The organism is Herbaspirillum huttiense, from assembly GCF_004367745.1.
Taxonomy (GTDB): domain Bacteria; phylum Pseudomonadota; class Gammaproteobacteria; order Burkholderiales; family Burkholderiaceae_D; genus Herbaspirillum; species Herbaspirillum huttiense.
This window is the reverse complement of the sequence record NZ_CP037993.1, coordinates 5,618,659-5,637,097: the sequence shown is the minus strand read 5'-3', so window position 1 is coordinate 5,637,097 and position 18,439 is coordinate 5,618,659. Positions and strand designations below refer to the sequence as shown.

At 63.7% G+C, this 18,439-nt stretch carries 19 protein-coding genes; 10 read left to right on the top strand and 9 right to left on the bottom strand.

The features are described from left to right. Positions 1-120 precede the first annotated feature (120 nt). Positions 121-1,728 carry an NAD(P)/FAD-dependent oxidoreductase gene (locus E2K99_RS25155; RefSeq protein WP_134223958.1) on the top strand — a complete coding sequence of 536 codons (1,608 nt, stop codon included), beginning with the start codon at positions 121-123 and terminating at the stop codon, positions 1,726-1,728. Between the two features lie 78 nt (positions 1,729-1,806). Here E2K99_RS25155 and phaP read toward each other — a convergent pair whose 3' ends face one another. The 3 genes from phaP to E2K99_RS25140 form a co-directional block, all read right to left on the bottom strand. Continuing rightward, on the bottom strand, positions 1,807-2,376 hold the full coding sequence (phaP, locus tag E2K99_RS25150) for a TIGR01841 family phasin (RefSeq protein WP_006463404.1): 570 nt from the start codon (positions 2,374-2,376) through the stop codon (positions 1,807-1,809). A gap of 238 nt (positions 2,377-2,614) precedes the next feature. Further along, on the bottom strand, positions 2,615-3,823 hold the full coding sequence (locus tag E2K99_RS25145) for a patatin-like phospholipase family protein (RefSeq protein WP_121037469.1): 1,209 nt from the start codon (positions 3,821-3,823) through the stop codon (positions 2,615-2,617). A gap of 134 nt (positions 3,824-3,957) precedes the next feature. Next, positions 3,958-4,164 carry a DUF3717 domain-containing protein gene (locus E2K99_RS25140; protein ID WP_034331418.1) on the bottom strand — a complete coding sequence of 69 codons (207 nt, stop codon included), beginning with the start codon at positions 4,162-4,164 and terminating at the stop codon, positions 3,958-3,960. Between the two features lie 266 nt (positions 4,165-4,430). Between E2K99_RS25140 and E2K99_RS25135 the strand changes: the two genes are divergently transcribed. The 6 genes from E2K99_RS25135 (at position 4,431) to E2K99_RS25115 (ending at position 11,117) form a co-directional block, all read left to right on the top strand. After that, entirely contained in the window at positions 4,431-5,666 is a 1,236-nt protein-coding gene (locus E2K99_RS25135; RefSeq protein ID WP_134223957.1) for an SfnB family sulfur acquisition oxidoreductase, read from the top strand. Positions 5,667-5,706: 40 nt separating this feature from the next. Continuing rightward, complete coding sequence (locus E2K99_RS25130) at positions 5,707-6,969, top strand: SfnB family sulfur acquisition oxidoreductase (protein ID WP_134223956.1); 1,263 nt, start codon at positions 5,707-5,709, stop codon at positions 6,967-6,969. Positions 6,970-6,978: 9 nt separating this feature from the next. Continuing rightward, positions 6,979-8,364, top strand: coding sequence for an LLM class flavin-dependent oxidoreductase (locus tag E2K99_RS25125; protein WP_134223955.1), 1,386 nt, complete (start codon positions 6,979-6,981; stop codon positions 8,362-8,364). Between the two features lie 173 nt (positions 8,365-8,537). Continuing rightward, a complete protein-coding gene (locus tag E2K99_RS25655; RefSeq protein WP_166675115.1) occupies positions 8,538-8,687 on the top strand; it encodes a hypothetical protein in 150 nt (49 codons plus the stop codon). A gap of 138 nt (positions 8,688-8,825) precedes the next feature. Next, the gene (locus E2K99_RS25120) at positions 8,826-9,758 is read left to right on the top strand and encodes a DMT family transporter (protein WP_121037538.1); all 933 of its coding nucleotides are present in this window, start codon (positions 8,826-8,828) and stop codon (positions 9,756-9,758) included. A 12-nt stretch (positions 9,759-9,770) separates the two neighbouring features. Continuing rightward, positions 9,771-11,117, top strand: a complete 1,347-nt coding sequence (locus E2K99_RS25115) for a DUF2863 family protein (RefSeq protein WP_134223954.1) — start codon at positions 9,771-9,773, stop codon at positions 11,115-11,117. Positions 11,118-11,126: 9 nt separating this feature from the next. On the opposite strand, the gene E2K99_RS25110 is transcribed toward E2K99_RS25115, so the two are convergent. Continuing rightward, a complete protein-coding gene (locus E2K99_RS25110; RefSeq protein WP_034338950.1) occupies positions 11,127-11,453 on the bottom strand; it encodes a hypothetical protein in 327 nt (108 codons plus the stop codon). A 414-nt stretch (positions 11,454-11,867) separates the two neighbouring features. Here E2K99_RS25110 and E2K99_RS25105 point away from each other — a divergent pair, with 414 nt between their 5' ends. Further along, positions 11,868-12,713, top strand: coding sequence for a transporter substrate-binding domain-containing protein (locus E2K99_RS25105; protein WP_134223953.1), 846 nt, complete (start codon positions 11,868-11,870; stop codon positions 12,711-12,713). Between the two features lie 105 nt (positions 12,714-12,818). Here E2K99_RS25105 and E2K99_RS25100 read toward each other — a convergent pair whose 3' ends face one another. The 4 genes from E2K99_RS25100 to E2K99_RS25085 are packed head-to-tail and all read right to left on the bottom strand — an operon-like array spanning position 12,819 to position 14,056. Next, positions 12,819-13,196 carry a PIN domain-containing protein gene (locus E2K99_RS25100; protein ID WP_338033879.1) on the bottom strand — a complete coding sequence of 126 codons (378 nt, stop codon included), beginning with the start codon at positions 13,194-13,196 and terminating at the stop codon, positions 12,819-12,821. A 17-nt stretch (positions 13,197-13,213) separates the two neighbouring features. Beyond that, the gene (locus E2K99_RS25095) at positions 13,214-13,543 is read right to left on the bottom strand and encodes a hypothetical protein (RefSeq protein WP_134223951.1); all 330 of its coding nucleotides are present in this window, start codon (positions 13,541-13,543) and stop codon (positions 13,214-13,216) included. 31 nt (positions 13,544-13,574) lie between these two features. After that, a complete protein-coding gene (locus E2K99_RS25090; protein WP_039790279.1) occupies positions 13,575-13,766 on the bottom strand; it encodes a hypothetical protein in 192 nt (63 codons plus the stop codon). Further along, a complete protein-coding gene (locus tag E2K99_RS25085; RefSeq protein WP_121037493.1) occupies positions 13,766-14,056 on the bottom strand; it encodes a hypothetical protein in 291 nt (96 codons plus the stop codon). Before E2K99_RS25085 ends, E2K99_RS25090 begins: the two co-directional genes overlap by 1 nt. A gap of 439 nt (positions 14,057-14,495) precedes the next feature. Here E2K99_RS25085 and E2K99_RS25080 point away from each other — a divergent pair, with 439 nt between their 5' ends. Next, positions 14,496-15,647 (top strand): sigma-54-dependent Fis family transcriptional regulator, encoded by a 1,152-nt coding sequence (locus E2K99_RS25080; protein ID WP_134223950.1) that lies wholly within the window; start codon positions 14,496-14,498, stop codon positions 15,645-15,647. 86 nt (positions 15,648-15,733) lie between these two features. After that, the gene (locus E2K99_RS25075; protein ID WP_134223949.1) at positions 15,734-17,536 is read left to right on the top strand and encodes an NAD(P)/FAD-dependent oxidoreductase; all 1,803 of its coding nucleotides are present in this window, start codon (positions 15,734-15,736) and stop codon (positions 17,534-17,536) included. A 127-nt stretch (positions 17,537-17,663) separates the two neighbouring features. Here the strand turns inward: E2K99_RS25075 and E2K99_RS25070 are convergent, their stop codons facing one another. Further along, positions 17,664-18,437 (bottom strand): amino acid ABC transporter ATP-binding protein, encoded by a 774-nt coding sequence (locus E2K99_RS25070; RefSeq protein ID WP_134223948.1) that lies wholly within the window; start codon positions 18,435-18,437, stop codon positions 17,664-17,666. Between the last annotated feature and the right edge of the window lie 2 nt (positions 18,438-18,439).

The following is an 18,439-nucleotide window of genomic DNA, read 5'->3' as shown; positions in this document are numbered from 1 at the left end:
GGAGCGCCTGCCGGGCTGGAGTAAAATGTCGCCTTTCGCGCAGCCTTCCGCCGTGAGCACACCGGCCATCGTGGCCTGCGCCACCTCCTGCATCCCCAGTCTTGTTGAAAGTCCCCGCACATGTTGCGCATCTCTGAACTGACCCTTCCGTTGAGCCATACGGAAGACGAACTGAACGCCGCCATCCTCGATCGCCTGGGCATCCCGGCCGGCGACCTGCTGTCCTTCACGCTGTTTCGCCGCAGCTACGATGCCCGCAAGAAGACGGCCATCACCCTGAACTACACCATCGACGTCGAGGTGAAGGACGAGGCGGCGGTCCTGGCACGCCATGCGAAGACCACCAATGTCGGCCCCACGCCCGATACCTCCTATCACTACGTCACGCGCGCCCCGGCGAGCATCAAGAAGCGCCCGGTGGTGATCGGCTTCGGTCCCTGCGGTCTTTTTGCGGCGCTGATCCTGGCCGAGATGGGCTTCAATCCCATCATCCTGGAACGCGGCAAGACCGTGCGCGAGCGCACCAAGGACACCTGGGGCCTGTGGCGCCAGCGCGAATTGAAACCGGAGTCGAACGTGCAGTTCGGTGAAGGCGGGGCCGGGACCTTCTCCGATGGCAAGCTCTACAGCCAGGTCAAGGACCCCAAGCATTATGGCCGCAAGGTGCTGGCCGAATTCGTGGCCGCCGATGCGCCGCCGGAGATCATGTACGTCAGCAAGCCCCACATCGGCACCTTCCGCCTGGTCAAGATGATCCAGCTCATGCGCGAGAAGATCGAGAAGCTGGGCGGGGAGTTGCGCTTCGAGCAGCGCGTCGAGGATGTGCTGATCGAAGATGGCCAGATCCGTGGCCTGACCCTGAACACCGGCGAACAGATCGAAGCCGACCACGTGGTGCTGGCCATCGGCCACAGCGCCCGCGATACCTTCGAGATGCTCTACGAGCGCGGTGTCTACATCGAGGCCAAGCCGTTCTCGATCGGCTTCCGCGCCGAGCACCCGCAGTCGCTGATCGACAAGTGCCGCTTCGGTCCCGGTGCCGGCCATCCCATCCTGGGCGCGGCCGACTACAAGCTGGTGCACCACGCCTCCAATGGCCGTTCGGTCTACAGCTTCTGCATGTGCCCGGGCGGTACGGTGGTGGCGGCGACCTCCGAACCGGGCCGCGTGGTCACCAACGGCATGAGCCAGTATTCGCGCAACGAGCGCAATGCCAACAGCGGCATCGTGGTGGGCATCTCGCCGGCCGACTATCCGGGCCATCCGCTGGCCGGCATCGCCTTCCAGCGCGAGTGGGAAAGCCGCGCTTACGAGCTCGGCGGCGGCAACTACAATGCGCCGGGGCAACTGGTGGGCGACTTCATCGCCAATCGTCCCTCGACCCAACTGGGCAGCGTGGAGCCGTCCTACAAGCCGGGCGTGACGCTGGGCGACCTCAACCCGTCGCTGCCCACGTATGCCATCGATGCCATCCGCGAGGCGCTGCCGGCTTTCGAAAAGCAGATCCGTGGCTACTCCATGCATGACGCCGTGCTGACCGGCATCGAGACGCGCACCTCTTCGCCGATCCGCATCAAGCGTGACGACCACACCCTGCAGAGCCTCAACACCAAGGGCCTGTATCCGGCTGGTGAAGGGGCCGGTTATGCGGGCGGGATCATGTCGGCGGCCATCGACGGCATCCGCGTGGCCGAAGCGCTGGCGCTGGACATGGTGGGACAGGGCTGATCCTCCCGGATCGCCCAAAGCAAAACGCCGCTCCGGTGACCCGGGGCGGCGTTTTGTTTTTACGGCCTGAAGTGAAGATTACTTCTTGGCGCGTGCCGAAGCGACGGTCTTTTCAGCAGCAGCGGTGAACTGTTTGGTCGCGTTGGCCAGGTTGGCTTCCAGCGTTTCCACAGCTTGCTTGGAGTTCTTGGACAGTTGCTCGTAGGCAGCGTTGGCGTTGGTGAGGGTGGCCTTCAGGATGGAGACGGCTTGCTCCGAACCCGGGGGCGCGTTCTTGCTGATCTCGTCGATCAGAGCCGACAGCTTGCGGCTGGTTTCGGAGATCTGGGCTTCGGCAGCCTTGGTGAATTCAGCCTGGGTCGAGGACACGATACCGGCCAGGTGACGGCTGTAGGCGGTGGCCTTTTCAGCGCCCGGCTGGGCTTGGGCGGCGGCCAGCGACAGCAGTTCCTGCGGGTCCTTGGCGGCGGCCAGCTGCTTGGCGGCAGCGGTGGCTTCTTCCAGGGTGGCCTTGGTGGCCGACAGGTTCAGTTCAACGATCTTTTCCACGCCTTCGAAGGCCTTGGCGGTCAGGTTGTTGATGAGGTCCAGGTGCGCTTGCAGGTTGGCCTTGGTGGCGGCGGAAAACTGATCTTGGTACGAAAACATGTGCATCTCCTAGGTGATATGAACAAATGAGCTTGCCGACGAGCGTGACGATCAAAACAATCGGCGTTCGAGCGCGGCTTTCGACCAGAATCAATCAACAATCATGATTTGTGCGCCGCAACAATTCTTATTTTATGCACTTCTTTGGTGAAATCAAGTGTTATTTGTGCGGCGCACAAAAAATAGTCCGCCGCGTGGACATTTTGCTACGCCGCGCCAGCAGCGGCTTTGCGGGCGATCAAGCCGAACGTTCGGTCGTTTTCTCCGGGCGGACGTGGGTGTCGCCGCTGGGGAGGTCGTGGACCACGATGCCGGTATCGCTCTCAGAAAACGGACAGCCCTTGCCCAGCGCAATGGCACGCAGGCCATCCTGATACCCTTGCTCCCAGCGCCACATCACCGAGCCTTTGGCGAAGTTGACGTCCTTGGAGGCCATGTTCCAGTCGCGCCCGGCATAGGCCAGCCGCACGATGTGGATGGTGCTGTCGGCACCCAGCTCGGCCATCATCTGGCGGTCTTGCTGGGTCAGCATGTCGGGGGGCAGGCGCTTGTAGAGCGCGTGGGCCGCGCGGCGCAGCTTGTATTGCTGCAGGTAGGCATCGATGTGGCGTTGTGAACGGGAGGCGAAGGTGACATCCTTTTCGCGCGTCTGCACCTCTTCCAGGGTACGCGGCTCCGGTCCGTCGGCATGCCACAGGTCGACCATCATGCAGAGCAGGTTGGTACGCGGCTCATCGTTGAGCACGGCTTCCAGCGGCGTATTGGAATACAACCCGCCATCCCAGTACAGCTCGCCGTCGATGCGCACCGGCGCAAAGCCCGGGGGCAGGGCGCCGCTGGCCATGACATGTTCCGGTCCCAGCGGCCGCTGGCGCGAATCGAAATTGACCAGCGTGCCACAGGTGACCTTGACCGCCGCGACCGTCATGCGGATGCCGGAGGGACCGTTGAGGTAATCGAAATCGACCAGGCGCGAGAGCGTCTCGCCCAGCTCGGCGGTGCTGTAGAAACTGGCTTCGTCGGGCGGCACCGGCAGCCCCAGCGCAAAGGGGTTCAGCGGACGCGGCCGGAAGAAGCCGGCCGTGCCGCGCAGAAACGTATCGAGCGTGGTCAGGCGGGTGGCCCAGGGGCGCAAGGCGTCCGGGACCTGGCGCAGGTCGAACACGTCCGGATGCGCCACCGTCTCCCAGAATTCGCGCAGGCGGGCGATGCGGGTCTCGCGCGGGTTGCCCGCAATCAAGGCGGCGTTGATGGCACCGATGGAGGTGCCGACCACCCAGTCGGGGGTCAGGTCATTCTCGTGCAGGGCCTGGTAGACCCCGGCCTGGTAGGCACCCAGCGCACCGCCTCCCTGCAGCACCAGCGCCACGCGCGGCTTGGCAGCCACGGCGGCGGGGGCAGATTTGCGGCGGGGGGAGGGCGGCGACTGATCCTGATCCTTGCGCATCGTTCTTCCTTTCAGGGGATACCGGGTGGATCCGGCAACAACGTGAAGGTTCTGCAACAACAGCAGGAGTCTAGGATAACGCGCTTACACGGAAGTGACCGTCACTGTACGCGGACGTACGAAAAACCTGGCGTTCAGCTGGCCAGCCAGGCCTCGATCAGCTGGCGCGCCTGGGCATCGATCTGCTCCAGGTCCACTTCATGGCGGCGATGGAAGATCATCATCGCGTAGAGGCCCGCCAGGGCATTGACTTCCGGGGACAGTGCGCACTCCTCTCCGCTGGCCGGGCGCTGGTGGCGCCAGTAGTTGATTGCATCTTCGAGTTCGGTGAGGGTGAGCATGGCGGTATTTCTTGATAAAGACGTAAGGTAAAACGTCGGCGCATTCTACTCCATTTCAGCCGCCGCTACTGGTTGAAAACACAGTACGGCCGGGCTTGCCGGGCCTTCATGCAAATTCCGCATAAGCATCTGCGCGCTCTGCAGCATGCGAAAAACAAGCAAGCACATGCGCAATGCTTCGTTCGGATTCCCTCCTCGCTTTGCTCTAATGAGACCCCTCGCGCGCGCCATTCGGCGCTGCCCGCACTATCCCTCAGGAGTGGTTCATGTCCGCGCACATCCTAGAAACCGTCCGCCGTCCCGGCCTGCGCCAGGCCCAGCGCATTACCAGTGAAGCGCAGGCACTGCAGGTTGCCGCCGAGCTGGCTGCCGAGTTCGCCCGGAGCGCCGCCGAGCGCGACCGGGAGCGCATCCTGCCGTTCGACCAGATCGAACGCTTTTCGCACAGCGGCCTGTGGGCCATCACCGTGCCGCGCTCCCATGGCGGTATCGGCGCGTCATGGCAGACGGTGGCCGAGGTGTTTCGGCTGATCTCTGCTGCCGATCCTTCCATCGGCCAGATTCCGCAAAATCATTTCGGCAATCTCAACCTGATCGCCAAGCTCGCCAGCGAAGAGCAACAGCGCTTCTTCTTCAACGAGGTGCTCGAAGGCGCACGCCTGGGCAATGCCGGTCCCGAGCGCAACGGCAAGAACGTGCTGGATGTGCGTACCCGCGCCACGATCGATACCGCAGCAGGTGATGGTAGCTACCTGCTCAATGGCACGCGTTTCTATTCCACCGGTGCGCTCTATGCGCACTGGATCCCCAGCCGCGCCATCGATGACGAGGGCCAGCCGCTGGTGGTCTACAGTCGCCACGATGCGCCGGGTGTGCGGGTGATCGATGACTGGTCCAGCTTCGGCCAGCGCACCACGGCCAGCGGTACGGTGGTGTTCGACAACGTGCGCGTGCCGGCGTCGCAGGTGCTGCCCCTGAAGGACGCGCTGCAACAGCCCAACAACATCGGCCCGGTCTCGCAGCTGATCCAGGCCGCCATCGATGCCGGCATCGCCCATGCAGCCGTGCAGGACACCATCGCCTTCGTCACCACCCGTTCGCGTCCCTATGTGGATAGCGGCCTCGAGCGCGCCAGTGACGACCCCTACATCCTGCGCGACATCGGCAACCTGAGCCTGCGCCTGCATGCGGCCGAAGCGCTGCTGGAAGAGGCGGCCGCCTTACTCGACAGCCTGCCAGCGCAGATCAGCTTCGAGCAGATGGCGCAAGCCTCGGTGGCCGTGGCCGAGGCCAAGGTACTGTCCACCGAAGTGGCCCTGCTGGCTTCGGAAAAATTGTTCGAACTGTCCGGCTCGGCTGCGACCCTGGCCAGCCACAACCTCGACCGCCACTGGCGCAATGCGCGCGTACACACGCTGCATGATCCGGTGCGCTGGAAATATTTTGCGGTCGGCAATTACGCCCTGAACGGCACGCCGCCACCGCGCCACTCCTGGAGCTGATGCCCGGACCCTGCCTTCTCTCATTCGAACGCGAACCATCATGACCCAGACTGCTACCGCCCAGGCCACCCACACCACGCTCGATTCCCTGCCGCCGCCGTCGAACACGCCGCCGCGCCTGGTGGCACGCATTCGCGACGACGCCGAAGCCATTGCCGCCGCGCGCAAGCTGGCCGAGGACTTCAGCCGCGAAGCCGCGCTGCGCGACCGCGAACGGAAGCTGCCCTGGGACGAGCTGGAACGCTACGTGCGTTCAGGCCTGTGGGGCATCACCGTGCCCAAGGAATACGGCGGTGCAGGCGTCAGCTACGGGACCCTGGCCGAAGTCATCGCCACCATCTCGGCGGCCGATGGTTCCATCGGACAGATTCCGCAAAACCATTTCTATGCGGTGGAACTGATCCGCGTCAACGGCAGCGAATCGCAGAAGCGGTTCTTCTTTGACCGGGTGCTGCAGGGCGACCGCTTCGGCAATGCCCTGGCCGAACTCGGCACCAAGACCTCGCATGACCGCAAGACCCGTCTGAGTCGCAACGAACATGGCCCCGGCTACCGCATCAACGGCCGCAAGTTCTACGCCACCGGCGCGCTTTATGCCGACTGGGTGCCGACCTCGGTGATCGATGAAGAGGGTGTGCAGCAACTGGCCATCGTGCCGCGCCATGCCCCTGGCCTGACCATCATCGACGACTGGTCCGGCTTCGGCCAGCGCACTACCGGCAGCGGCAGTGCCGTGTTCGAAAACGTACAGGTGCCGGCCGATGCGGTGATCGGGTTTGCCACTGCATTCTCGCGGCCTACGCAGATCGGCCCGATGGCGCAGATCCAGCACGCGGCCATCGATCTCGGCATCGCACGCGCGGCCTATGCGGACCTGCTGCAATTCGTGCGCACCCGCTCGCGGCCTTGGGTCGACAGCGGTGTGGAACGTGCCGGCGACGATCCGCTCACCATTCGCGAAGTGGGTGACCTGACCATCCAGCTGCACGCCGCCGAAGCACTGGTGCGCCGCGCCGGCCGCAAGGTCGACGCCGCGGCTGCTGCGCCCACGGAAGAGAGCATCGCAGAGGCGTCCATTGCGGTCGCCGAGGCACGCGTGCTGACTACCGAAGTTTCGCTGGCGGCCGGCAGCAAACTGTTTGAGCTGGCCGGTTCGCAATCGACCCTGTCCGAACACAATCTCGACCGCCACTGGCGCAATGCCCGCACCCATACGCTGCATGATCCGGTGCGCTGGAAATATCACGCCATCGGCAATTACGTCCTGAATGGCAAGAAGCCGCCGCGTCACGGCGCGATCTGAGGAGCCCGCATGGCCAAGAAGGAAATCCGTCTCAACGCATTCAACATGAATTGCGTCAGCCACATCAACCACGGCCTGTGGACGCACCCGCGCGACCGCTCGCAGGACTACACCGACATCGCCTACTGGACCGACCTGGCGCGCCTGCTGGAACGCGGCAAGTTCGACGGCCTGTTCTTGGCCGATATCGTGGGCGTCTATGACGTTTACCAGGGCAATACCGATCTCACCCTGCGCGAGACCATACAGCTGCCCGTGAACGACCCGCTGATGCTGGTCTCGGCGATGGCGGCAGTCACCGAACATCTGGGCTTTGGCGTCACTGCCAACCTGACCTATGAGGCCCCGTTCCTGTTTGCGCGCCGCATGTCCACGCTGGATCATTTAAGTCGTGGCCGCGTGGGCTGGAACATCGTCACCGGTTATCTCGACAGCGCCGCGCGCGCCATGGGCCTGCACGAACAGCTGGAACACGACCAGCGCTATGACCGCGCCGATGAATTCATGGAAGTGGTCTACAAGCTCTGGGAAGGCAGCTGGGAAGACGGTGCCGTGGTGCGTGACCGCGCGCGCCGCGTCTATGCTGACCCGGCCAAGGTGCACAAGATCGCGCATCACGGCGACTACTACCACGTCGAAGGCATCCACCTGAGCGAGCCGTCGCGCCAGCGCACGCCAGTCCTGTATCAGGCCGGTTCGTCCGGACGCGGACAGGCCTTCGGTGCACGCCATGCGGAATGCGTGTTCATTTCCAGCCAGAGCAAGGACGCCACGCGCAAGCTGGTGCAGAGCATTCGTGACGGTGCGGTGCGCGAGGGACGGAATCCGGACGCCATCAAGATCTTCATGGGCCTGACGGTGGTGACCGGCCGCACTGACGAGGAGGCCCAGGAGCGCTTCCGCGAATACGCCAGCTATGCCAGTCCCGAAGCAGGGCTGGCGCATTTCTCGGCGGGCACCGGTATCGATTTTTCTAAGGTTGAGCTGGATGAGCCGATCCGCGCGGCCAAGACCAATGCCATCGAATCGCTGACCAAGGTGGTCACGCAACCGGAGCTGAACTGGACCAAGCGCAAGCTGCTGCAACAGCTCGAACTGGGCGGCCGTTATGCCAGCATCGTGGGCGCACCCAACCGCATCGCCGATGAACTGGAAAGCTGGGTGGCCGATACCGGCATCGACGGCTACAACCTGACCCGAACGGTCACGCCGGAAAGTTTCGAAGACTTCGTGAACCTGGTCATTCCGGTGCTGCAGGAACGCGGTTCCTACAAGCGCGAATATGCCCAGGGGACCTTGCGTGAAAAACTTTTCCAGCGCGGTGCCACCTTGCCGCAAGAGCACGTGGGAGCGGGTTTCCGGGCGGGAGCGGCGGTCGAGTACGCACGCAGTTGAGGTGACAGGTCGGGGCCATGTATCAGTCCCTGTTATTGACCGATGATGATTTTTTTTGAAGGCGCGGCAAAAGTATTTGAAACGCATCAACGTCGAGGACGCGGCCCTTATAGTGAAAGCCCGGTGCATGTCCGCATGCGGCCGGTTCAACGTTCACAGGAGGGAATTCGCGCATGTCATTTTTCCGCAAGCTTTGGCAGGATCTTAAAAACGGCGAAATGCACGCCGGTGCGCTGGTGGCTGAGCTTGGCACGATTGGGTTCGTTTTGCTGCTTCTGCTATTGGGCGGTGTCAAAAAACTCATCGAGACTTTCTGGCATTGAGCTCGCCGCACTTTTCTTTTCCACAGGGCTGCACGCCCTCATCCGGTTCCCCTCGTTCGAGCAGGTAAAATGCTGGCTCCATTCACCGGAGCCAGCGTCGTCCATACCGCCGGCCTCGACACGATATCCGAACCGAACATGAGCTACACCCCCAGCCGCCCCATGGGCTATGGCTGCCTGATCCTGAGCATGTCCCTGGTCGGCGCTTACGTCGCGCTGACCAAGCCGCTGGCGGCGCTGCTGCCGGTGTTCCTGCTGGCCTGGCTGCGCTTCGCCATCGGCGCGGTCGCCATGCTGCGCTGGCTGAAGAAACCAGCCGATGAAAAGCCACTCTCCACGCAGTCGCGCTGGCTGGTCTTCCTCGAATCCTTCCTCGGCAATTTCCTCTTTACGCTGTGCATGATTACCGGCGTGTCCATGACCAATGCGGTCTCGGCGGGCGTGATCATGTCCTCCATCCCGGCCGTGGTGGCGGTGATGAGCTGGGTCTTCCTCAAGGAAAAAATCAGCCTGCGCGTCTGGGGCGCGGTGGCCTGCGGGGCCATCGGCATCGGCTTGCTGTCGCTGGCCAAGGACAGCCATGGCGCGGCCGCCGCCAGCGGCGGGCAGAGCGCCTGGCTGGGCAACGTACTGGTGTTCTGCGCGGTGCTGTGCGAGGCCGCCTATGCCGTCATCGGCAAGAAGCTGACCACGGTCCTCACGCCCAAGCGCATCAGCGCCGTCATCAACCTGTGGGGCCTGCTGCTGATGACTCCCATGGGCTTGTACACCGCGCTGCAATTCAATTTCTCCACCGTGCCGGCCAACATCTGGCTGCTGCTGGTGTTCTATGCCCTGGCCGCCAGCGTCTGGACCGTGTGGCTGTGGATGACGGGATTGAAGGTGGTCCCGGCTGCGCGTGCCGGCGTCTTTACCGTGATGCTGCCGGTCTCGGCCGCCGTGGTCGGTGTGCTGGCGCTGGGTGAGAGCCTCTCGGCGCTGCAGGCCGGCGCCTTCGCCGTGGCCCTGGCCGGGATGTTCCTGGCCACGCTGCCGGGCCGCAATACCGCCGACAAGTTACCGCTGAACTGAGCGAGGAAAAAAATGAATCAAGCCAAACGCCCCACCGGCAAACCACATTCCCCCGGCCCCAAGAAAGCCCCCCAGGGCCACGCCAAGCCAGCCGCGAAGGCGGGCCCCAAGCCTGCGCCCGCGGGCCCGGCACGCGACAAGCCCAAGACCCATGTCTCCACCGAAGCCGCCCGCCGTCGCCAGCACCAGGCGCATGCGGCTTCGCAGAGCCTGGATGAAGATGAACTGCGCGTGCAGCAGATGGTGGCGCTGGCCAGTGCGGTGGCCGCCGATGCGCCGGACCGCGCAGGCCGCCGCGTCGGCCAGGATGAACTGGAACGCATGGTGCGCAATACCCTGCGCGAGCGCGATGACGACACCCTCTATGAAGCGCTGGAACAGCTGCGCTACGACGATCCGCGCGGCCATGCTTTCCTGCGTGAAGTGGTGGAAGAGGGCGCCGACATCATCGTGCTGCGCCGGGGCGAGAAGGAACTGGAGATCAATGCCTTCCTGATCCCCTTGCTGGTCCGCACGCGCGGTGGCCTGCGCGAGGAGCAGGCATTGGCCGATGGCGATGCCTTCGACACCCTGCGCGAGAGCATCCAGAAAGCCGGACTGGAAAGTCCCAAGGCGCGCGTGGTGCTGGTGCATCATCTCTATCATCCGGAAGAGATCAACGCCCTGAGCTTCAGTGAAGTGGAAGCCATGAATCGCGATGCCTTTGCCTCGCTGACCGACAAGAAGATCCTGAGCGTGCCGGCCATCGAGCGCAGCATGCGCGGCTGGCCGGCCAGCCATTTCGCGGCCGACGATGAGGCGCTGGAACTGCGCTTCCTGCTGGGCTTTTCGCTCAAGGAGGTGACTGATCCCTTCTATGCGATTCCGCAGGAGGAAGCGGCCGCCGATGCCTACTTCGAATCGCGCGCGCAACGCTTCCGCCAGTGGAGCGAAGAGATCACGCCGCTCATGCAGCAATGCCTGACCGGGCAAACCGGCGAGGCTGCGCAGTGCCAATTGCACTTCCTGTACCAGGATCTGTTCCATGGTGCCAAGCACACCGGCAATGGCGAATACCGCACCCTGCAGATGCTCTCCGAACTGGAAGCCGGGCTGGCGCAATCCGCTGCGCAGGCGGCAGAGGCGAGTGCCTACATTGCGCTGGTGGACGAGGACGACGAGACCCATCTGCAGGTCGTACTGCGCAATGCGCAAGCCACGCTGGCGCGCTCTGAACATCTGGTCGAGGGCGATCTGCAGGCGGTGCTGTTCGATGCCGCCGATGCGGTGGCTTCGCTCGGTGTGACGGCTGTGCGCCTGGCCGATGGCTTTGATGAGCACGGACAGCCGGTGCGTGCGCGCGATCTGCCGGCGGCCTGATCGGCGGCCTCAGTCCAGCAGCGCCTGCAGGCTCGTACCCGCAGGCTGGCAGCGGAAAATCAGCTCTACCTGCATCGGACGCCAGCCACGGATGAGCTGGCGCAGGTCGGCCTGCATCTGCTGCTTGCCGCAGAAGGCGGTCGCCTTCTCGCGCGCGGCCGAAGTCAGGGCCGGAATCGACATGGTATAGCTCACCCCCGTGGCCGAGACCGTGTAGAGATCGCCACGCCCGGCGCTGACTTCGCTGAAGTTGGCGCAGCCGCCCAAGGCGGCGGCACCGAGGCAGGCTGCGGCCAGGCTGGCGCGGCGGCGATGATGTTGACGTTGAGTGCGCATGAGATCCCCCGTTGTGCTCGTGACGCGTGCCGTCGGCAGAATTGCCCTGCGGCATCAACACGACATGGCAAGCCTACGCGCGGCATGGCTGCCGTTGGGGGTGGCTTACCCGGTTTTACCCGGATGGCGTGGCTGTAAAAAAATCTTCAATGGCGTTCGAAAAATAGCGTGACCTGTCAATTTTCGTACAGGCGTGTCAGGGCGCTGGCTACTTCACGTGCACGTAAATAATTTCCTGCCTGCTGGGAGCCAGGGCCATGTGGCTCCACGTGCATGGCATTTGCCTGCGCGAGCGGCTGGCGGCTGGGCTAAAATCATCGACGCCGTCGGGCCAGGGCCGGGCGGCAGACCACGTGTGCCATGCTGCCGACCACAGCGCAGCGGTACCATCCGCCAAATCAGGGAGAACCGAGAATGACCAACCGTCGCAGTTTCATCACCGGCGTGGCCGGCCTTGCCGCCGCCACTGCCATCCCCAACGTCTTCGCCCAGGCCGCCGCTGCGACCGGCTCTACGGAACCGACCCTGGCCCGCGTGCAGCGGACCAAGACCCTGCGCATCGGTGCCGTGCGCGGTGCCGCACCCTACTACAACAAGGACCTGGCCAGTGGCGAGTGGGGCGGTTTCATGATCGATTTCGCCAAGAGCCTGGCGGCCAGCCTGAACGTCAAGCTGGACATCACCGAGACCACCTGGGGCAATTCGGTGCTGGACCTGCAGACGCACAAGATCGACCTGTTCTTCGGCATGAACCCGACTCCGGCGCGCCGCGAAGTGATCGGCTTTACCGAACCGCTGTTCCTGAACGCCTTCACGGTGGTCTCCAAGAAAGAGTTCAAGACCTGGGCAGACCTGAACAAGCCGGAGGTCAAAATCGCCGTGGACATCGGTTCCTCGCACGACCAGATGATCAGCCGCGTCTGTCCCAACGCCACCATCGTCCGCCTGGAAAAAGCGGACGACGCCACCCTGGCGCTGCAGACCGGCCGTGTCGACGCGCAGGTGCTGGTGTGGCTGCTGGCCCTGAACATCCTCAAGAAAAATCCTGCGCTGGGCAAGATGTATGTGCCGCAGCCGCTGGAAGCGACTTCCACCAACATTGGCGTACCCAAGGAAGAGGACAAGGCCTGGGTCGAGACCATCAACAAGTGGATCGCCGCCGAGCGCGCCGCCGGCAAGATCAAGCCGACCGTGCTGGGCAATCTGCAGAAGCTCTCCGGGGTGAAGCCGGAGGATGTGCCGCCGCAGATTCCGCTGTGATGCCGGGCGGCCTGATCGGCCGCGCTGCAGACAAAGAAAACCCGCGCTGAAATGCCAGTGCGGGCTTTTTATTGGCGGGTCGGAGGGCGCTTGTGGGCAGACGTTTCAGTTGCCCAGCAAACGCATGCCGGCGGTTCTGGCGGCCTTGCGATCAAAGGTCAGCGTATCGCTGCATCCAGCCTGGTAGCCGCTGCGTTCGATCAGGCAATCCGCAAATCCTGCTGTCGATTCAGCAAAGCGGTGAAGCGCCTGCAATGCGCTTTCGGAATTTTCGACAACAATTTCAGGGGCCAGCAGGAGCTTCTCGATGATGCGCACCAATTGAGGCTTGCGCACCTTGTAGGCAGCATGCAGCACCCACACCAATTCTGCCAGGGCGATTTGGGACAGGAAGCCCGGCTGTTGCTCGTTCAGCGATTCGATCACCGCCGTCGCTTGGGCTGATTGCAGCGGATGGTCCTGGGCGAAGTAGCGCGCCAGCACATTGGTGTCCAAGCCGATCATTGCGCGGCCCCGCCTCGCCGGGCAATGGCTTGCTCCATTTCCTGCAGAGACACGGGGCGCTGCTGCGGCCGCACGCAGCCCTTGAGTGCCCGGATCGACCCTGAAGGGGTGCCAGGAGTGGCTTGCGAACGGGGCTCGGGCGCGATGGCGTTCTTGTTTTTCGCGTGAGCCTTGAGCACGTGGGGAGCGATGGCAGCGGCGGGCACGGTGAACCTCCAGTCAGGGGAAAAAGGGAGAGCCGCGAAGTTGCCAGATGCCTTCCCCAATGTCGAGGTCATGACGATTTTTTGCCGGGAGGTCTCGATTTTTTGCGGAGCATCTTTCATGGCAGGGCGGATCGCCTCTGATGCAATTGAATCATTTGATTCGCTTGAACTCGCTGGCATGGAGCACCACCTCCAGCAGGGTTTCCAGCTTGATCATGCGCTCGGTGAGGTTTTCGATCCGTATCTGTTGCTGACGCAGGGCTTCGCTTTGCCGAATCACCTTGTCCTCCAGCTTGATGACGGTCGCCAAGGCGCTCCAGATACGGCCGGTAATGCCGAACATCAGGCGCTCCAGGACCGGGCGGATGCGTCCAGCGCAGCCAGCCGTGCATTGCTGGCCTCGATGAAGGCCAGCGACGCATCGGCGCTGGCTCCGGCCCGTTCGGCGGCTTCCTGCGCCAGAATGGCCAGTGTGTCCAGCTCCTCTTCCCATTGCGCAGCCTCATACGCCAGGGCACCGAGACACATCAGCTCCGAGATCTGCAGCCCCAGTTTGCGGGCCTTGGCAGCGATGATTTTCTCTTCTTGCGCGGTGGCTTCGACCACGATGGTTGCGACGGCAGCAGTACGCATGATGAACCTCCTGACAGGGAAAGGGGAGAACCGCGAACTTGCCTGATGCCCTGCCTGAAGTCGAGGCCATTGCAGATTTTTGCAGGAGGGTCTCGATTTTTTGCGGAGCATCTCTCGCACGCTGGTAGCGTCTTTCTGCAAGCCGGCATCATGAAGCAGAAAAATATTCGCTGACAATTTGCAAGCACAAGAACACCGCTGCCGGGCTTTTGTCTTGCTGGCCGGGGCCTGTGAACCGCCCCTCATGCTCCGATCAGCGTCGACATGATCCTCCCTTCGCGCCTTGAGACAAGCGTCTCACCATCCCCCGATGCTGCGCCGCAGGACAACTCGCCGCGCGCGCTGTGCTACAACATCACCCATCGCTTCACCGTCGTCTGCGCCCTGATCCGCATTGATGCCGATGGATCCGCGCAGTGCCGTCCAGCCAGGAGCCCCCATGCCCTACGTTGCCAAAGTCAGCCACCTCGACCGCGTGCGCCGCCTGCTCGACGGCCAGCCCGATCCTGCCGCCAGTCCCTACCTGCAACGGCTGAGCTCGTCTTACCTGCGTTCGCTCGACCAGCACCATCTCGATCCGGCCGACATGCGCGGTCCGCGCGTGCTGAGTTCCGGCGAGTTGCGCCAGGTCCAGCAGGGCGAGGAAGATTTCCTGCGGGCATCAGGGCAGTGCCTCTCGGTGCTGCACCAGACCGTGCGCGAAGCCGATTACTGCGTGATGCTCACCAATGCCGGCGGCACCACCATCGACTATCGGGTGGACCGCGAGCGCCGCCATGATTTCAAGCGCGCCGGTCTCTATCTCGGTTCCTGCTGGTCCGAGAGCGAAGAGGGGACTTGCGGGGTGGCCGCCGTGTTGCAGGATGCCTTGCCGATCACGGTCCACAAGAACGATCACTTCCGCGCCGCCTTCACCACGTTGACTTGCAGCGCCGCCCCCATCTTCTCGCCGTCAGGTGAGCTGATCGGCGTGCTCGATGCCTCGGCGATCCGCTCGCCCGATGCGCGCGACAGCCAGAACCTGGTCAACCGCATCGTCCAGCAAAGCGCCACCCTGATCGAAGACGGTTATTTCCTCAATGCCATGGCCTGCGCCTGGGTGCTGCTGGTCCATCGCAGCCGCCATTACGTGGAAGCGCAACCGGAAATCCTCATCGCCTTCGATGCCCTGGGCAACATCATCGCGGCCAATCGCCGCGCGCGCGAATGCATCGCCGGATTGCAGCAATTGCCGCGCCCCATGGGCGAGATCTTCGACCTGCAGTTCGAACGCCTGCTCGACAGCCGCGCCCTGCAAGGCTTGCACCTGCTGCGCCTGCATGGCGGCAGCACGCTCTATGGCCGCGTACGCGCACCCGTCTCGCGTGCGGTGCGTCCGGCCCGTGCCCATGCGGCGGCGACGCCGGTGGCCACAAGCAGCGAGAGCCCCGTCATCGAAGCCAATGAACGCCAGGAGCGCGACCAGATCGTCGCCGCCCTGACCGAATGCAAATGGCGTGCGCCGCACGCCGCCCAATTGCTGGGCATGTCACGCGCCACGCTGTACCGGCGCATGGCGCGCTACCGCATCCTGCCGCCGCATCGACGTTAGCGCGGCAGGCTTCACCGAGGCGGTCACAGAACCGCCACCCCCCCATCCAACCACGAGATCTATTGTCGAGATAGAGGAGACTTGTCATGCCCGAAGAAACCCCCAGCCAGACCATCGCGCAGCTGCTGGAAACCCTGCAGGCCGCCCTGCGCGAAGGCAATGCCGCCAAGGCCGCCGCCCTGTTCGGGGAGGACGGCTACTGGCGCGATCTGATTGCCTTCACCTGGAACATCAAGACCCTGGAAGGCCGCGACCAGATCTGCGCCATGCTGCAATCGCAGCTGCCGCAGCTGGGATCGATACAGCTGCGTCCCGATCCCGATGAGACGCCCTCGCAAGCCGATGGCGTAACCCAGGGCTGGATCCTGCTGGAGACCGCCGTCGCCCGCGGCAAGGGCTACCTGCGCCTGCGCGACGGCAAGATCTGGACCCTGCTGACCACCGCCGCCGAACTGAAGGGCCACGAAGAACCCAATGGCGTGAACCGCCCGCGCGGGGCGGTGCATGGCGTGCATACGCAGCGCCGTACCTGGAAGGAAGAACGCGAAGCAGAGGCGCGCGAACTGGGCTACCAGCAGCAACCGTATTGCCTCATCATCGGCGGCGGGCAGGGGGGCATTGCGCTGGGTGCGCGGCTGCGCCAGCTGGGTGTGCCGACCATCATCATCGAACGCAACGAGCGCGCCGGCGACAGCTGGCGCAAGCGCTACAAGTCGCTGTGCCTGCATGATCCGGTGTGGTACGACCATCTGCCCTACATTCCCTTCCCCGAGAACTGGCCCGTCTTCGCGCCCAAGGACAAGATCGGCGACTGGCTGGAGATGTATGCCAAGGTGATGGAACTGAACTATTGGGGCTCCACCGTCTGCAAGTCCGCCAGCTTCGACGAGGCCACGCAGAAGTGGACCGTGGTGGTCGAGCGCGAAGGTAAGGAAGTCGTGCTGCAGCCGACCCAGCTGGTGCTGGCCACCGGCATGTCGGGCAAGCCCAATGTGCCGCAGTTTCCCGGAGCGGAAAACTTCCGGGGCGATCAGCATCACTCCTCGCGCCATCCCGGCCCCGATCCTTATCGCGGCAAGAAGGTGGTGGTGGTCGGCTCCAACAATTCGGCGCACGACATCTGCGCGGCGCTCTGGGAGAACGGCGTGGACGTGACCATGCTGCAGCGCTCTTCCACCCACATCGTCAAGTCCGATTCCCTGATGGAACTGGCCCTCGGCGATCTCTATTCCGAGCGCGCAGTGGCCAGCGGCCTCACCACAGGCAAGGCCGACCTGCTGTTTGCGTCGATCCCCTACAAGGTCTTGCCGTCGATGCAGAAGCAGGTGTTCGACAAGATCCGCGAACGCGATGCGGATTTCTATCGGCGTCTCGAAGAGGCCGGTTTCCTGCTCGATTTCGGCGATGACGATTCCGGCCTGTTCATGAAATACCTGCGGCGCGGCTCCGGCTACTACATCGACGTGGGTGCCTCCGAGCTGATCGCCGAAGGCAAGATCCGTCTCAAGAGCGGCGTCGACGTCAAGGAGATCCGCGCACACTCCATCCTGCTCTCCGATGGCAGCGAATTGCCGGCCGACGTGATCGTCTATGCCACCGGTTACGGTTCCATGAATGGCTGGGCCGCCGACCTGATCTCGCACGAGGTGGCCGACAAGGTCGGCAAGTGCTGGGGCCTGGGATCGGCCACCACCAAGGATCCGGGACCGTGGGAAGGCGAACAGCGCAACATGTGGAAGCCCACGCAGCAGCCCGCCCTGTGGTTCCATGGCGGCAACCTGCACCAGTCGCGCCACTACTCGCTGTATCTGGCGCTGCAGCTGAAGGCGCGCATGGAGGGTATTCCGACACCGGTGTATGGCTTGCAGGAGGTGCATCATCTCCGATAAGGCCCGCGCCTGAGACCGGCAAGGGCAGATGAAAAAAATGGCGCACAGAGAAATCTGCGCGCCATTTTTTCGTCCGGCTGAAAAGCTGCTGTCAGCGCGGTTTCGATGCCATCTCCATCACTCCCGGTCAGGCATTGAAGCGGGCCAGGAAAGCCTGCGTTGCCGCCTCGCGCGGATTGTCGATCACCTGCGACGGCGGTCCGGCTTCCACCACCACGCCATCGCGCATGAACACCACCTGGTCCGCCACTTCACGGGCGAAGGCGATCTCGTGCGTGACCAGGATCATGGTCATGCCATCGGCGGCCAGGCCGCGGATCACGTTGAGCACTTCGCCGACCAGCTCAGGGTCCAGCGCCGAGGTCGCTTCATCGAACAGCATCACGTCCGGCTGCATGGCCAGCGCGCGGGCGATGGCGATGCGCTGCTTCTGGCCACCGGAGAGCTTTTGCGGATACATGTCGGCACGGTCCGACAGGCCCACCTTCTGCAACAGCGCCATGGCCTTGGCGCGCGCTTCGGCCTTGGGCGTGCGCAGCACGGTGACCATGCCTTCCATCACGTTTTCCACCGCCGTCATGTGCGGGAACAGGTTGAAGTGCTGGAACACCATGCCGGTGCGCGCCCGGAATGCGGCCAGCTCGCGGTCCTTGGGCAGGCGCGACTTGCGGCCATTGAATTCGAAGTGGCGCTCGCCGATGCGTACCGTGCCCAGGTCCGGCACGGTCAGCAGGTTCAGGCAACGCAGCAGCGTCGACTTGCCCGAGCCCGAGGGGCCGATCATGGCCACCACGCTGCCTTTGGGCACGGCGATGGAAATGTCCTTGAGCACCACGTGCTCGCCAAAGGCCTTCTTGAGATTGCTGATCTGGATCATCGCGTCCGCATGTTGATTGTTCATCG

Bases quoted from the DNA above. Each gene is read 5' to 3' on its own strand.
- E2K99_RS25155 (WP_134223958.1), top strand. From the start codon at position 121: ATGTTGCGCATCTCTGAACTGACCCTTCCGTTGAGCCATACGGAAGAC.
- phaP (WP_006463404.1), bottom strand. From the start codon at position 2,376: ATGTTTTCGTACCAAGATCAGTTTTCCGCCGCCACCAAGGCCAACCTG.
- E2K99_RS25145 (WP_121037469.1), bottom strand. From the start codon at position 3,823: ATGCGCAAGGATCAGGATCAGTCGCCGCCCTCCCCCCGCCGCAAATCT.
- E2K99_RS25140 (WP_034331418.1), bottom strand. From the start codon at position 4,164: ATGCTCACCCTCACCGAACTCGAAGATGCAATCAACTACTGGCGCCAC.
- E2K99_RS25135 (WP_134223957.1), top strand. From the start codon at position 4,431: ATGTCCGCGCACATCCTAGAAACCGTCCGCCGTCCCGGCCTGCGCCAG.
- E2K99_RS25130 (WP_134223956.1), top strand. From the start codon at position 5,707: ATGACCCAGACTGCTACCGCCCAGGCCACCCACACCACGCTCGATTCC.
- E2K99_RS25125 (WP_134223955.1), top strand. From the start codon at position 6,979: ATGGCCAAGAAGGAAATCCGTCTCAACGCATTCAACATGAATTGCGTC.
- E2K99_RS25655 (WP_166675115.1), top strand. From the start codon at position 8,538: ATGTCATTTTTCCGCAAGCTTTGGCAGGATCTTAAAAACGGCGAAATG.
- E2K99_RS25120 (WP_121037538.1), top strand. From the start codon at position 8,826: ATGAGCTACACCCCCAGCCGCCCCATGGGCTATGGCTGCCTGATCCTG.
- E2K99_RS25115 (WP_134223954.1), top strand. From the start codon at position 9,771: ATGAATCAAGCCAAACGCCCCACCGGCAAACCACATTCCCCCGGCCCC.
- E2K99_RS25110 (WP_034338950.1), bottom strand. From the start codon at position 11,453: ATGCGCACTCAACGTCAACATCATCGCCGCCGCGCCAGCCTGGCCGCA.
- E2K99_RS25105 (WP_134223953.1), top strand. From the start codon at position 11,868: ATGACCAACCGTCGCAGTTTCATCACCGGCGTGGCCGGCCTTGCCGCC.
- E2K99_RS25095 (WP_134223951.1), bottom strand. From the start codon at position 13,543: ATGAAAGATGCTCCGCAAAAAATCGAGACCTCCCGGCAAAAAATCGTC.
- E2K99_RS25090 (WP_039790279.1), bottom strand. From the start codon at position 13,766: ATGTTCGGCATTACCGGCCGTATCTGGAGCGCCTTGGCGACCGTCATC.
- E2K99_RS25085 (WP_121037493.1), bottom strand. From the start codon at position 14,056: ATGCGTACTGCTGCCGTCGCAACCATCGTGGTCGAAGCCACCGCGCAA.
- E2K99_RS25080 (WP_134223950.1), top strand. From the start codon at position 14,496: ATGCCCTACGTTGCCAAAGTCAGCCACCTCGACCGCGTGCGCCGCCTG.
- E2K99_RS25075 (WP_134223949.1), top strand. From the start codon at position 15,734: ATGCCCGAAGAAACCCCCAGCCAGACCATCGCGCAGCTGCTGGAAACC.
- E2K99_RS25070 (WP_134223948.1), bottom strand. From the start codon at position 18,437: ATGAACAATCAACATGCGGACGCGATGATCCAGATCAGCAATCTCAAG.